Here is a 12,826-nt window from a genome sequence, read left to right on the forward strand (position 1 = left end):
TGGTAGACGCGGCGCCCCCACCCACCCCGGCCACCCAACCCGACCACCGCCGTCCGACAAGGAACCAGGGTTCTACCTCGCCCGACCACGGTTCTACCTCGGGGTCATACGGCGCGGGCCGCCTCCTCGGCGTCCTCGACCCCGAGCCGGCGTCGCGTCTCGGCGCGGGCAGATCCCTCCGCCGGGGTCCCTGCGTCGAGGTAGCGCACGAGGAGGTGCGGGCGCTGCAGCACGCGGTAGCGGACCTGGAGGTGCCAGTTACGGACGGCCCACACGGCGGCGCCGACGGCGACGAGGCCCGCGGTGATGGATCCGACGCCGATGGCCCAGCGCGGTCCCCATGCCTCGGCGATCCAGCCGACGAGCGGCGACCCGACGGGCGTCGCGCCGAGGAAGACGATCATGTAGAGCGACATGACGCGCCCGCGCATGACGGGGTCGACCGACATCTGGATGGTCGAGTTGGCGGCCGTCATCATCGTCAGCGACGCGAGGCCCACGGGGATGCAGGCGATCGCGTAGCTGGGGTAGGTGGGCATGAGCGCCATGACGCCCGTCGCGACGGCGAAGCCGGCCGCCGACCCGATGACGAGTCGCACGCGCGGCCGTTCCCGGCGGGCCGCGAGCAGCGCGCCGGTGAGTGAGCCGATCGCAAGGACGGACCCGAGGATGCCGTACTCCCCCGGTCCCTTGCCGAACTCGGCGCTCGCCATCATGGCGGAGGTGAGCTGGAAGTTGAGCCCGAACGTCGACACGACGCCGACGACGACCATGATGACGATGATGTCCGTGCGGCCGCGGACGTAGCGGATACCCTCGCGGATCTGCCCCTTCTCCCGGGACGCGCTCGGCAGGGGGTGCAGCTCGCGCGTGCGCATGTAGCCGAGGGCGAGGATCGTCGCGGCGAAGGTCACGCCGTTGACGACGAAGATCCACCCCGACCCGACGACGGCGATGAGCAGCCCGGCGACGCCCGGCCCGACGAGCCGCGCCGCGTTGAACGACGCGCTGTTGAGGCCGACCGCGTTGGAGAGCTTGTCCGCGGGGACCATCTCGGCGACGAACGTCTGACGCACAGGGTTGTCGATCGCGGAGACGACCCCGAGCAGCGTCGCGAACACGTAGACGTGCCAGAGCTGCACGTGACCGGAGAGCACGAGGGCGCCGAGCCCGAGCGCGAGGAGCCCCATCGCGCTCTGGGTGGCCATGAGGAGCCGACGGCGCGGCAGGCGGTCGGCGAGCAGGCCCGCCCAGGCGGACAGCGCGAGCACGGGTGCGAACTGCAGCGCCGTCACCACGCCGACGGCGACGCCGGAGTTGTCGGTGAGGTCGGTGAGGACGAGCCAGTCCTGCGCGACGCGCTGCATCCAGGTGCCGATGTTCGCGACGAGCGCGGCACCGAACCAGACGCGGTAGTTGAAGTACTGGAGGGAGGAGAAGGTTGTGCTCATCGGGCGGCGATCCGGTTCAACAGCTCACTGGCGCGGGCCAAGGTCTCTCTCTCGTCGAGGGTCAGTGCGGACAGCTGCTGCGTGAGCCAGGCGTCGCGTCGGCGCCGGGTCTCCTTGACCTCGCGCACGCCGGCCTCGGTGAGGGTCACGACAACCTGGCGTCGGTCGCTCGGGTGCTCGGCCTTCGCGACGAGACCCAGCTCGACGAGCGCGTTGACGGCCCGAGTCATCGACGGCGGCCGGACGCGCTCGTGCTCGGCGAGCTCGCTCGGGGACATCGCGCCGTGCTTCTGCAGCACCGTCAGGACGCCGAAGCGGCCCTCGGGCAGGTCGGCCTCGCCGCGCTGGGCGCGCAGCTGGCGCGAGATACGTGTGAGGGCGACGCGGAGCTCGCCGCCGAGCGTCGCGGGACGGCACTGGTTCCGGGTGGGGGCAGTGGGGTCCGCAGCAGGCATGATAGTTACCTTAACTCATTACCTTGGGTAAGGAAAGCGCGGCTGGGACTCGCGCGGGGCGCCAGGGAAGCCCGAGACGTCCCGGACGTCCGCTATGGTGTGCGCCGTGCACCAGGAACTCACTCTCGCCGAGACGCTCCACCTGCTCGGGCTCATGGGCCGCAAGCTGCCCTCCTTCATCACGTCCGTCTCGGGTCGCGGCGACGTGCTCGACCTGGTCGCGGACCCGCGTCAGGTCAAGCGCCTGCCCGGTCCGCTCAAGCTCGCCACGAGGCTCGCCCCGACGGTGCGCGCCTCCCTGCGCGTGGTCGACGTCGCGGACGGCGTCGCGACGATCGCCGTGGACGCGAGCGCCGGCGGGATGCCCGCTCACAAGCTCCTCGGCCTCGCGTCCAGCCGGATCGAGTCGGTCGTCGCGGCCAAGGGCCTCCCGGCGGGCTCCGTCCGCGTCCTGCCCGACGCGCGGATCGCGCTCGACGTCCAGCGACTCCTCCAGGCGCGCTACGCCGTGGCCCGGGTCACGGACGTGGCCTTCAAGGACGGCATCGTCGTCCTGGACGGCGTCGCCGCCTGACCCCAGGCTTCAGCGACGGCTCGTCGTCGCGTCGTCGAGCAGGCCGAGGAACGCCCGGTAGTAGGCCTCGACGTAGTGGACGGGGGACGCACCCCAGCGATGCTCCGGGTCGCCGACCACCAGTCGGTCGGGGACCCGCAGGAAGCGGCGCTCCGGCAGGTCCTTGCGCATGCGCGCGTACAGGTAGGTGAGCGTGCGGTTCGCTGCCTCGACGCGCTGCTGGTCGAACGTGCCGCCGTCGGCGTCGTTCCTGGCCCAGTACGCCTCGTGCACGACGACGCGGTCCAAGCGCCCGTTCTCGCGTGCCGTCCCGACCAGCGCGGCCCAGCCCGACTCCCAGCGAGCGAGGAACTCGGGCGACCCCGAGGCCACCCGGGCCTCGGCCGCGGCGTCGCCGCCCGCGCGCAGGAACTCCATGGAGCGGGTCGCGACGGCGCCCAGCGGCCCGACGGCGAGGTCGTACTGCTCGTCGACGAGGTCGAGCACGACGACGTCCGCGTCCGTGGTCGCGAGGGCTCGCCCGAACGCCTTGCCCTGGTCGCGCTCGACCATGCGCCGCTGGAAGGGCGACTCGACGCGCGCGAGGTCGACGCCGTCGAGCCCTCGGGGGGCGAACGCCGACGCGAGCGAGCTGCGCGCGTAGTAGTCGAGGAGACGGAAGCGTGCCTCGCCCGGCAGGGCGAACGCGTCCCGCGTCACGCAGCTCCCGTGGATGAGGACGGTGGCGCTCACTTCACCGTGGGGGGCAGGACGTCGAGCGCTGCGGCGTTCTGAGCGAGGTAGTCCGCGATGGTGTCGGTGGCCATCGCCGCCATCAGCGGGTCGAGCGCGGCCCGGTCGAGCACGACGATCGACTGCCCGTCGGCGCTGCGCCCGGTCCCAGAGTTCGGTGCCGTCATGAACGTGACGTCGTTCGTGCTGAGGCCGCGCGCGCTCATGTAGAGCGTGCGCATCTGGTCGATCGACAGGCCGTCGTCGGTCGCGACGGACTCGCTGACGGCGGTGAAGAACCGCGTCATCATCGCGACGTCGTTGCGGTTGTTGTTGATCTTGCCCAGCATCGCGCGCATCCAGTTCTGCTGGCGCTGGACGCGTCCGAAGTCGCCGTTGGCGAGGCCGTGACGCTGGCGCGTGTACGTGAGAGCCTCCTCGCCGGTCATCTGGTGCAGCCCGGCCTCGAAGAACACCTTCTTGCCGTCGCCGATGTCCTCCGGGATACGGATCTGCACGCCGCCGAGCGCGTCGGTGAGCGTGGTGAACGACTCGAAGTCGGTCACGGCGAAGTGGTCGATGCGCACGCCGGTGAGCTCCTCGACCGTCTGGATCATGAGCGTGGGACCCCCGTAGGAGAAGGCCGCGTTGATCTTCGCCTCCCCGTGCCCCGGGATCGGGACCCACGCGTCGCGCGGGATGGAGACGACCTGAGCCGTCGAGCGGTCGGCGGGCAGGTGGACCAGCATGATCGCGTCCGTGCGCTGCGCCCCCGCCTCCCACTGGTTCGGGTCGCCGGCGGAGATCCGGCTGTCGGAGCCGAGGACGAGGAAGTTCACGGCTTGGTTCGTGACGCCCTCCTCGGTGGGCGACGGTGCCGGGTCGGGACGGTTCTCCAAGCCCTCGAACGGGTCTGCGAGCTTCTCGATGTTGCTGTCGAGCCGCTTCTGGAACCACCACGCCGCCCCCGCTCCCCCGAGCACGAGGACCACGAGCAGCGAACCGAGCACCACGAGCGTGGTGCGGGTGCCGCGACGACGGCGCGCGTGACGCCGTCCGGAGGTCGGCTCGGGCGCGGAGGACTGCGGGAAGAGGGTGTCGGCCACGGGCGAATCCTACGAGCCCGGCCGGGTCCGAAAGGCCAGGATCGGCCCCTCGCCGTCGCTCTTCACCCCCGGCGCCCCCTCGTTTCACGAGTCCCAGCGGTTTGCGAGCGGTACCATCGTGCCGTAATACGCACGAAGTTCCTCGTCGGTCCGATGCCCTGAGGACGACGAGAGCCCAGGGGGCGAGATGTCCAGCACTGCCGCGAGGCATGCTCGCCGACGGTTGCCCCAGGCGAGATCCAGAACCCGCGGCGACCACCTCCTGCTGGTCACGCACCACTACGAGCCGGAGACCGGCGCCCCGCAGCGCCGCTGGGGCGCGCTCGTCCCCCGGCTCGTCGAAGCGGGCTTCCGCGTGAGCGTTCTCGCGCCGCCCCCGCACTACCCCGCCGGCGTGCTCGACCCGGCGCACGTCGACATCCGTCCCGGGCGGGTGGAGCGCGGCCGGCACGGTGAGCGCATCCTGCGGGTCCGCTTCCGGGAGCACACGAGCTCGCTCGCCTCCCGTACGGCCGACCACGTCGTCGCCGCCGCGCACTCCGTCGTGCTCGGCTGGCGGCTCCTGCGCGCACGTGCGCACCGCCCGACGGTCGTCGTGGGGACGGTGCCCGGCATCCCGAGCATGTTCGCCGCCTGGGCCCTCGCGCGCCTGTTCCGCGCCCGGTTCGTCGTCGAGATGCGTGACGCGTGGCCCGACCTCATCCGCCCGGCCGGGGTCGGCAGGTCCGGTTCCGGTTCCGGCCAGCGGTTCCGTGCCGCCGTGGTGGCGGTCGCGCACCGAGCGATCATCCGGCTCCAGGCGCGCAGCGACCTCGTCGTCACCACGACGGAGACGTTCGCCGAGGTCGTCGCCGGCCGCGGGGCGCCGCGGGTGGGCGTGGTCCGCAACGGCACGGCGTTCGCCGACCGGCTCGCGGACGAGGTGGGCGACGAGGTCGACGCCCTGCCCGACGACGTCGGCCGCCTCGGCACGACCCGCCCCCTGCGCGTGGTGTACGTGGGCACGATCGGACGGTCCCAGGGCCTGGAGGTCGCCGTGCAGGCCGCGGCCGCGCTCGCTTGGCGAGGCGTCGCCGTCGACCTGCGCCTGGCAGGCGCGGGCGCGGACGTCCCCTCCCTCACCGCGCTCGCCACGACTCTCGGGGCGCCCGTGACGTTCCTCGGTCGGGTCCCGCACACGGACGTCCCCGCTCTGTACGCGTGGGCGGACACGGTGCTCGTGTCGCTGCGCGACTGGGAGCCGTTCGAGTGGACGGTGCCGTCGAAGCTCTACGAGACGATGGCGACCCGCCGCCACGTCACGGCGTGCCTCGCCGGCGAGGCGGCCGAGCTCGTGCTGTCGCTCGAGGCGGGCGACGTCGTCCCGCCGGGCGACGTCACGGCGCTCGTCGATCTCTGGGCCGGTTTCGTGCGCGACCGGGCGGTCCCGACGATCGGCCCGGCGGCCCAGGACTGGGTCGCTCTCAACGCCGACGACGACGCGCTCGCCGCCCGGTACGTCGAGCTCCTCGACGGGCTGCGTCGATGAGGGCCGGCGCCCCGGGTGACGCCGTCCGCTCCCTCGTCCTCGCCGTGTCCTTCGGGTCGCGCGCGGTCCTCGACGACCCGGTGTGGCTCGCGATCCAGGCGGCGCGGCGCGCGCCCGCCCGGGTGCGTCGGGGCGTCGTCCGTCTGCTGCTCACGGCGCCCGCGCCGTCGGCACGCCGCGCCCTCGGCCTGTACCTCGACGGGGCGCCCGAGGACGCGGCGGGCTCCGTCGGCGCCGTGCTCCGCGCGCCCGGGTCGCGGCTCGCGCACCGCGTGGCGGCGGAGGTCGCGGTGGCGGTCGGCAGCCCCGAGCTGCTCGACGACGTCCCCCGCCCCGGCCCCGCCCGGCTGCGCGCGCTGTGGCAGGCGGGCGACGTCGACGCGCTGCTCCGCGCGACGGCGTCGGGCCGGGCCGAGCGGCGCACGCTACGCGCGGTCCGCGCACAGATCGACGCGCTGGCCGCCACGCCCGAACGGGCCACGCCGACCCCGACGCTGACCGCCGTCGAGCACCCGCGCGTGCTGCACCACCTGACGAACTCGCTCCCGCACACGCAGAGCGGCTACACGCTGCGCAGCCACGCGATCCTGCGCGCCCAGCGCGAGGCCGGGCTCGCCGTGTCCGCGACGACGCGCGCCGCCTACCCGGTGACGATCGGCGTGCTGGGGGCGCGCGAGGCGGACGTCGTGGACGGCGTGCGCTACGAGCGGCTGCTGCCGTGGGTGCTGCGCAGCGACCCGGCCCGGCGTGCGGCGGCCGAGGTGGACCTGCTGATGCGGGCTGCCGGGAGGTCCGCGCCCGACGTCGTGCACGCCACCACGCCACACACGACCGGCGCCGTAGCGCGCGAGGCCGCAAGCCGGCTCGGCGTCCCGTGGGTGTACGAGGTGCGCGGTCTGCCCGAGGAGACGTGGGCCGCGTCGCACCGCACCCCGGGTGCGCGGCGTGCGGCGGAGTCCTCGGGCCGGTACGCGCTGATCCGGGCGAAGGAGACGGAGCTGGCGCTGGCCGCGGACCACGTGGTGACGCTCAGCGAGACGATGCGCGCCGAGCTCGTGTCGCGGGGGGTGCCGGGCGACCGGGTGACCGTCGTGCCGAACGCCGTGCCGTTGTCCCTGCTGGAGGCGACGCACCCCGCACCCGACGACGCCCGAAGGGCGCTCGGGATCGACGTGCGCGGGCCGGTGGTCGGCACGGTGAGCAGCGTCGTGGACTACGAGGGCCTGGACATGGTCCTGCGCGTAGTCGCCGCGCTGCGCGCGGGCGGCGTGAACGCGTCGGCGCTCGTGGTGGGCGACGGCGTCGCGCGCCCGGGTCTGATCCGGCTCGCGGACGAGCTGGGGCTGGGCGAGCACGCGATCCTCCCCGGGCGCGTGCCGCGCGCGCTCGCGACGACGTACCTCGCGGCGCTCGACGTCGTGCTCGTCCCGCGTCGCGACGACCGCGTGACGCGTCTCGTCACACCGCTGAAGCCGGTCGAGGCGATGGCCGTGGGCCGACCCGTGGTCGCGAGCGACCTGCCCGCGCTGCGCGAGGCGGTCGGGGACGCGGGCGCGCTCGTCGCACCGGGTGAAGTTCGGGCCTGGACGACCGCCGTGGCGGACGTGCTCGGCGATGATGCCGTACGTCGTGGCATGCTGACGCGCGGTCGCGAGCTCGCGGCCACCAGGACGTGGGCCGCGAACACGGCCCGGTACCGCGAGGTGTACGCACGAGCTGCTGGAGGAGCACGATGAGTCCCGCGCTCCTGCGTCGCGCCCTCGGTGCCGTCGTCGCGACGGCGCTGCTCGCCGGGTGCACCGCCGCCGCACCCGAGCCCGCGCCGTCGGCGACGACGGCTGACCCGTCGCCGACGCGGTCTGAAGCACCGAGCCCCTCACCCACGCCGACGCTGCCGCCGGACCCCCTGCCGGAGGGGCCGGTGAACGCGCTCCTGATCGGCACGGACTCGCGCGACCCCGCGGACCTCACCGGCAACGCCGACACGATCCTGCTGGTCCACGTGCCGGCGGACCGGCAGAACCTGTACCTCGTGTCGTTCACGCGCGACATGTGGGTCGACGTCCCCGGGCTCGGGGAGAGCAAGATCAACGCGGCGTTCGCGCGCGGCGGGACGGACATCTTGGCCCAGACCGTCTCCGGGGTGCTCGGCGGCGTCGAGATCGACTACGTGGTCCAGTCGAACTTCGCCGGCTTCATCGCGCTCACCCGCGCTCTCGACGGGTTCGAGGTGGACAACCGGCACGCGAGCACCGTCACCGTGAACAACACAGGGCGCGTCGTCGACTTCCCCGAGGGACGCATCACGCTGTCCGGCACTGACGGCCTCATCTACGTGCGCGAGCGCAAGCGACTCCCGCTCGGCGACCTCGACCGCACGGAGCGGCAGCGTGCGGCGCTCGTCGGGATGCTCGACCGGATCGCGGGGCGCGGGGACGAGCCGGCGGTGCTCGCCGAGCTGGTGCCGATGCTCGTGCGCAACGTGAAGATCACGGGCGACCTCGACGTGGACGACGCGCTCGCGCTCGTCCCGCTCGCAGCCGAGCTCGAGCGCGAGGACGTCGTGGGGCTCATGGTGCCCGTCACCGGGTTCGGCAACCGGGGCGGCGCGTCGGTGAACCTCGTCGACGCGGCGCAGACCGCTGCGCTCGGCGAGGCCGTGCGCACGGACACGCTCGACGCGTACGTCGCGAGGTACGGCACGGAGTACGCGCCGACGGGGGCGTCCTAGGATGCCGCAGATGGCCGGAGAGACGAACGACGAGAGCGGGTCCCAGGGCGGGGACCTGTACTCGATGCTGTTCGCGGGCCCGCTGTCGACGACGGAGGTCGTCTCGGGCGGTCGGCTCACTCGCGTCGGCGCGCGGCCCCCGCTCGGGGTGTACCTGGGTCAGCTCTGGAACCGCCGGCACTTCCTGTGGGCCGAGGCCCGCGCGAAGGTCACCAGCGGGACGCGCGAGAACCTGCTGGGCACCGTGTGGCTCGTGCTCAAGCCCGTGCTCGACGGGCTGACGTACTTCCTCATCTTCGGGCTGCTGCTTCAGGCGTCACGAGGCATCGAGAACTTCATCGGCTACCTCATCGTCGGCACGTTCCTGTTCTCCTTCACGACGAAGGCGGTGACAGGAGGTGCGAACTCCATCAAGAACGGACGCAACCTGATCCGAGCGTTCGCGTTCCCCCGAGCGTCGCTGCCGATCTCGGTGATCTTGCGCGGGATCCTCGACATGGTCCCCGTGCTCGGCTCGATGATCGTGCTGCTGCTCGTCATGCCCCCCTCCGAGGTGCTCACCTGGCGCGTCGCACTCGTCCCGGGTGTGCTCGCGCTCCAGGTGCTCTTCACCACCGGGCTCGCTCTTCTGCTGGCCCGCTGCGTGTCCGTGATCCCTGACCTGAACCAGCTGATCAGCTTCGCGATGCGCTTGTGGCTCTACGGGTCGGCCGTGTTCTTCTCCTACGACCAGTTCATCGACCACCCGACGATGCTGGCGCTGATGGAGGCGAATCCGATGTTCATGGTCCTGGACATGGTGCGCGACTGCCTGCTCTACGGTGTCACGCCCGCACTGTCGATGTGGCTCGCGCTGAGCGCGTGGGCGGTCGGGACGCTCGTCGTCGGATTCCTCTTCTTCTACCAGGGGGAGGAGTCGTATGGGCGAGCTTGATCCCTTCGCGGCGGCGACGGTGGCGGTGCAGGACGTGCACGTGCGCTACCGGGTGCCGTCGACCGACGCCGCAGAGCGCCGACGGTCCAATCGAATCGTCCGCGCCGCGAAGTCGGTGCTGGGGCAGCAGCCGATGGTGCTCGTCCGGGCGCTCTCCGGCATCTCCTTCGTGGCGCGCTCGGGAGAGCAAATCGGCCTCGTCGGCCAGAACGGCTCCGGGAAAAGCACGCTCCTGCGCATCATCGCCGGCCTCGAACGACCGGCGCGTGGGCGGGTGCTGTCCGAGAGCACGCCGGTTCTGATCGGCGTGAACGCTGCGCTCGTGCCCGACCTGTCCGGTGAGCAGAACGTGCGGCTCGGCTGCCTCGCCATGGGGCTCACCCCGGAGCAGACCGAGAGGGCGATCCCCGACGTCGTCGAGCTCGCCGGCCTCGGCAAGTCGATCTACCTGCCGATGAAGACCTACTCGTCGGGCATGGGAGCGCGCCTACGGTTCGCGATCGCGACCGCGGCGAACCCGCACATCATGCTGATCGACGAGGCCCTCGCCACCGGCGACGCCGCGTTCAAGGAGCGCAGCGAGGCGCGGATGAACAGGCTGCGAGAGAACGCCGGCACGGTGTTTCTCGTGAGCCATGCGGCGCAGACCATCGAAGAGACGTGCTCGCGCGCAATCTGGCTCAACTACGGCCGCCTCGTGCTCGACGGACCGGCCGAGGACGTGGCTCTGCGCTACCGCAAGTGGGCGTGGGCCATCGCCAAGGAGAAGCCCGACGAGGCGAAGAAGATCATCGAGGACGCTCTCGCGGAGAAGACGGAGACGCACGTGCAGGTGGAGGAGTCCCCCGGACGCAGCTACCGCCCCCGGCACGTCCGTGGACACGGCCGCGAAGCGGCCGCAGTGGAGAAGAGAGAAGCATGACCGCACGCATCATGACCGTCTACGGCACCCGGCCGGAGGCGATCAAGGTCGCGCCCGTCATCAAGGCGCTCGAGGAGAGCCCCGACTTCGAGTCGGTGACCGTCGTGACCGGTCAGCACCGCGAGATGCTCGACCAGGTGAACGAGCTGTTCGGCATAGTGCCGGACCACGACCTCAACATCATGAGCCACGGACAGACTCTCGCGCAGATCTTCGCGCGGGTGATCGAAGGTCTCGACCCGATCCTCGAGAAGGTGAAGCCAGTCGCGGTCATCGTTCAGGGCGACACCTCTACCTCGACGGCCGCCGCCCTTGCCGCGTTCTACCGGCAGATCCCCGTCGTGCACCTGGAGGCAGGCCTGCGCTCCGGAAACATCCAGTCCCCCTTCCCCGAAGAGGCGAACCGGAAGATCACGACCCAGATCGCCGCGCTCCACCTCGCTCCCACCAAGACCAGCCGGGCGAATCTCCTGAACGAGGGAGTGGACGACTCCACGATCGTTGTCACCGGCAACACCGTCATCGACGCGCTGCTCGCCACGGTCGACAAGGAGATCCCCTTCACCGACCCGCGTCTCGAAGACCTCGCCGCGGCGGGACGGCGCATCCTCCTCGTGACCACCCATCGCCGCGAGAACTGGGGCGGCGCGATGGAGGGCGTAGGGCGGGCGCTGGCCCGGATCGCACGGTCGTTTCCCGAGGTGGAGATCGTCCTCCCGGCGCACCGCAACCCCGTCGTGCGGGAGGCCATCCTCCCCCAGCTCGAGGGCATCGAGAACGTGACCGTCACCGAGCCCCTCCCCTACGGCGAGTTCGCGCGCCTGATGGCGCTCAGCACGGTCATCCTCTCCGACTCCGGCGGGGTCCAGGAAGAAGCCCCGAGCCTCGGCAAGCCGGTTCTGGTCATGCGCGAGAACACGGAGCGCACGGAGGGAGTCGACGTCGGCGCGGTCAGATTGGTCGGTACAGATGAGAATTCTGTCGTCGATCGAGTCGGGGAAGCGCTATCGCAGAACAAGGACGACCAGACGGCCATCGCGCCCAACCCCTACGGCAATGGCAGAGCCGCTCTTGCCGCTCTGGGAGCGCTGAAAAGAGCCTACGTCGATGAGGGACGCGCTCGAACCGCACCCTAATGCCAGTGCCGGGTCAACGCCTCCGCCCCATACCGAGTGGCCCAGTGGTAGCGTTCACGACATGGGAACCACGAGAGTTTTGGCAGTCGGGTCCTGCAGGGTGCACCGGCCACTACGACGCCTCGCCGACAGCGGCAAGATCACTCTCACGAACCCACCGTCAAACACCTGGTTCACACATAGTTCCGGGGAGGCGCTCCAGTACATTCGGGCGCTCGCGGGAACCGCCGTGATTCCAGAGGGTTTTCGTCCTCTGATTTGCGAGAACGCCTCCGCCCTTCCCGCCGATCTTGCATCGCCCCGCGCCCTCGAAGCAGATCTGATCGTCATCGAGGTCTCAACCTTCAAAGCACTGCAACTCCACGGACTCCGCCTGAACTACCACTCCGTCTGGGGCGAGGCCAATCGACTTGGTATAGACGCGCGAAAAGTCCTCGACGGCAACACACAGGACGTGCCTGACGGGCACATCCTCCACGGACTAAGCGCCGGACGAGACTCCAGCGGAGATGTCGTCTCAGACCTCGAGAGCATCGCGGCCGCCGTCGGCGCGCCCATACTTGCCGTCGACCACCTCTGGGCGCTGATGCCCGACGGGAGCATCGCTCCGGAGCGGCTCGCGATCGCCCAGACGCTCTCGACGATCGGAACTGAGCCGCCCATCGCCTACTGGTCGACTCGGGCAGTGCTGGAACGCCACGGGTCTGCTGCCCTCCAAGACCACAACCACTGGTCCGAGTCTCATGAGCTCATCGTCGGGGAGAGCATCTTCGAATCAGTGTGCTCGGTCGTCCAGCTCGAGCCGCAGACAGAGCGAGCGACCTAGCGCCTGCACGCCACCGCTTCCGAGCAACAGCGCCACCTCCTAGCGCAGACGACTCGTGACGCGAGCAACCTCCCCGGCGAATGCCATGCACCCGTCCACCGGGAGGTGATGGATGTCCTGCGTACCGTCATGCAGACGGCGGAACCCGAACTCGTCCACCAGCGGCTTCGTGTCGATAAAGGCAACACCCAGAGCATGTGTCGATTCACGGACCAGCTCCCAGATCTCCGTCCTCGTGCTCGCTCCGCCCGTTGACGGCACGAGGCGTGGTATGAGCACGACGGGACAACCCAGGCGCTCCCGGACCTCGGCCACAGACTGCTCTATCTCCGCGTATGCAGCATGGTGCTTCGCAACGCCCAGCTGCGGCTCATAATGATGGTAGTACCCCTCCTTCCACACCTCTGCGTACGGCACGTTTCGATCCGCATTCGGATTGCCCTGAACCCTCA

The 12,826-nt window shown here is 71.0% G+C and carries 13 protein-coding genes; 8 read left to right on the top strand and 5 right to left on the bottom strand.

Going from position 1 to position 12,826, the window contains the following annotated elements; translation table 11 throughout:
• Positions 1–104: 104 nt before the first annotated feature.
• Both AC4H2H_RS19250 and AC4H2H_RS19255 read right to left on the bottom strand, forming a co-directional pair.
• Positions 105–1,451 carry an MFS transporter gene (locus tag AC4H2H_RS19250; protein WP_494372441.1) on the bottom strand — a complete coding sequence of 449 codons (1,347 nt, stop codon included), beginning with the start codon at positions 1,449–1,451 and terminating at the stop codon, positions 105–107.
• Complete coding sequence (locus AC4H2H_RS19255; protein ID WP_494372442.1) at positions 1,448–1,906, bottom strand: MarR family winged helix-turn-helix transcriptional regulator; 459 nt, start codon at positions 1,904–1,906, stop codon at positions 1,448–1,450. Before AC4H2H_RS19255 ends, AC4H2H_RS19250 begins: the two co-directional genes overlap by 4 nt.
• Before the next feature lie 106 nt (positions 1,907–2,012).
• Between AC4H2H_RS19255 and AC4H2H_RS19260 the strand changes: the two genes are divergently transcribed.
• Positions 2,013–2,480: a hypothetical protein gene (locus AC4H2H_RS19260; protein ID WP_494372443.1), complete on the top strand. Its 468-nt coding sequence runs from the start codon at positions 2,013–2,015 to the stop codon at positions 2,478–2,480.
• Between the two features lie 9 nt (positions 2,481–2,489).
• On the opposite strand, the gene AC4H2H_RS19265 is transcribed toward AC4H2H_RS19260, so the two are convergent.
• Both AC4H2H_RS19265 and AC4H2H_RS19270 read right to left on the bottom strand, forming a co-directional pair.
• Positions 2,490–3,212: a DUF6270 domain-containing protein gene (locus tag AC4H2H_RS19265; protein WP_494372444.1), complete on the bottom strand. Its 723-nt coding sequence runs from the start codon at positions 3,210–3,212 to the stop codon at positions 2,490–2,492.
• Complete coding sequence (locus tag AC4H2H_RS19270) at positions 3,209–4,297, bottom strand: LCP family protein (protein ID WP_494372445.1); 1,089 nt, start codon at positions 4,295–4,297, stop codon at positions 3,209–3,211. The genes AC4H2H_RS19265 and AC4H2H_RS19270 overlap by 4 nt, the downstream gene beginning before the upstream one ends.
• Positions 4,298–4,484: 187 nt before the next feature.
• On the opposite strand from AC4H2H_RS19270, the gene AC4H2H_RS19275 reads away from it, so the two are divergent.
• The 7 genes from AC4H2H_RS19275 to AC4H2H_RS19305 all read left to right on the top strand — a co-directional run bounded on the left by AC4H2H_RS19275 (position 4,485) and on the right by AC4H2H_RS19305 (position 12,374).
• The gene (locus AC4H2H_RS19275) at positions 4,485–5,825 is read left to right on the top strand and encodes a glycosyltransferase family 4 protein (RefSeq protein ID WP_494372446.1); all 1,341 of its coding nucleotides are present in this window, start codon (positions 4,485–4,487) and stop codon (positions 5,823–5,825) included.
• Complete coding sequence (locus AC4H2H_RS19280; protein WP_494372447.1) at positions 5,822–7,561, top strand: glycosyltransferase family 4 protein; 1,740 nt, start codon at positions 5,822–5,824, stop codon at positions 7,559–7,561. The genes AC4H2H_RS19275 and AC4H2H_RS19280 overlap by 4 nt, the downstream gene beginning before the upstream one ends.
• Entirely contained in the window at positions 7,558–8,556 is a 999-nt protein-coding gene (locus AC4H2H_RS19285) for an LCP family protein (RefSeq protein WP_494372448.1), read from the top strand. Before AC4H2H_RS19280 ends, AC4H2H_RS19285 begins: the two co-directional genes overlap by 4 nt.
• A gap of 10 nt (positions 8,557–8,566) precedes the next feature.
• Positions 8,567–9,490, top strand: coding sequence for an ABC transporter permease (locus AC4H2H_RS19290; protein WP_494372449.1), 924 nt, complete (start codon positions 8,567–8,569; stop codon positions 9,488–9,490).
• A complete protein-coding gene (locus tag AC4H2H_RS19295) occupies positions 9,477–10,412 on the top strand; it encodes an ABC transporter ATP-binding protein (protein WP_494372450.1) in 936 nt (311 codons plus the stop codon). The genes AC4H2H_RS19290 and AC4H2H_RS19295 overlap by 14 nt, the downstream gene beginning before the upstream one ends.
• An 11-nt stretch (positions 10,413–10,423) precedes the next feature.
• Positions 10,424–11,548, top strand: coding sequence for a non-hydrolyzing UDP-N-acetylglucosamine 2-epimerase (wecB, locus tag AC4H2H_RS19300; RefSeq protein WP_494372451.1), 1,125 nt, complete (start codon positions 10,424–10,426; stop codon positions 11,546–11,548).
• Positions 11,549–11,609: 61 nt separating this feature from the next.
• Complete coding sequence (locus AC4H2H_RS19305) at positions 11,610–12,374, top strand: hypothetical protein (RefSeq protein WP_494372452.1); 765 nt, start codon at positions 11,610–11,612, stop codon at positions 12,372–12,374.
• 39 nt (positions 12,375–12,413) lie between these two features.
• Here the strand turns inward: AC4H2H_RS19305 and AC4H2H_RS19310 are convergent.
• A partial coding sequence (locus AC4H2H_RS19310; protein WP_494372453.1) for a hypothetical protein occupies positions 12,414–12,826 on the bottom strand: 413 nt, incomplete at its 5' end.

The sequence above is a fragment of the Cellulosimicrobium sp. BMG9.22 genome, assembly GCF_059159975.1.

Coding starts and splice junctions, on each gene's coding strand:
- AC4H2H_RS19250 (WP_494372441.1), bottom strand. CDS start 1,451: ATGAGCACAACCTTCTCCTCCCTCCAGTACTTCAACTACCGCGTCTGG.
- AC4H2H_RS19280 (WP_494372447.1), top strand. CDS start 5,822: ATGAGGGCCGGCGCCCCGGGTGACGCCGTCCGCTCCCTCGTCCTCGCC.
- AC4H2H_RS19305 (WP_494372452.1), top strand. CDS start 11,610: ATGGGAACCACGAGAGTTTTGGCAGTCGGGTCCTGCAGGGTGCACCGG.
- AC4H2H_RS19290 (WP_494372449.1), top strand. CDS start 8,567: ATGGCCGGAGAGACGAACGACGAGAGCGGGTCCCAGGGCGGGGACCTG.
- AC4H2H_RS19285 (WP_494372448.1), top strand. CDS start 7,558: ATGAGTCCCGCGCTCCTGCGTCGCGCCCTCGGTGCCGTCGTCGCGACG.
- AC4H2H_RS19295 (WP_494372450.1), top strand. CDS start 9,477: ATGGGCGAGCTTGATCCCTTCGCGGCGGCGACGGTGGCGGTGCAGGAC.
- wecB (WP_494372451.1), top strand. CDS start 10,424: ATGACCGTCTACGGCACCCGGCCGGAGGCGATCAAGGTCGCGCCCGTC.
- AC4H2H_RS19255 (WP_494372442.1), bottom strand. CDS start 1,906: ATGCCTGCTGCGGACCCCACTGCCCCCACCCGGAACCAGTGCCGTCCC.
- AC4H2H_RS19275 (WP_494372446.1), top strand. CDS start 4,485: ATGTCCAGCACTGCCGCGAGGCATGCTCGCCGACGGTTGCCCCAGGCG.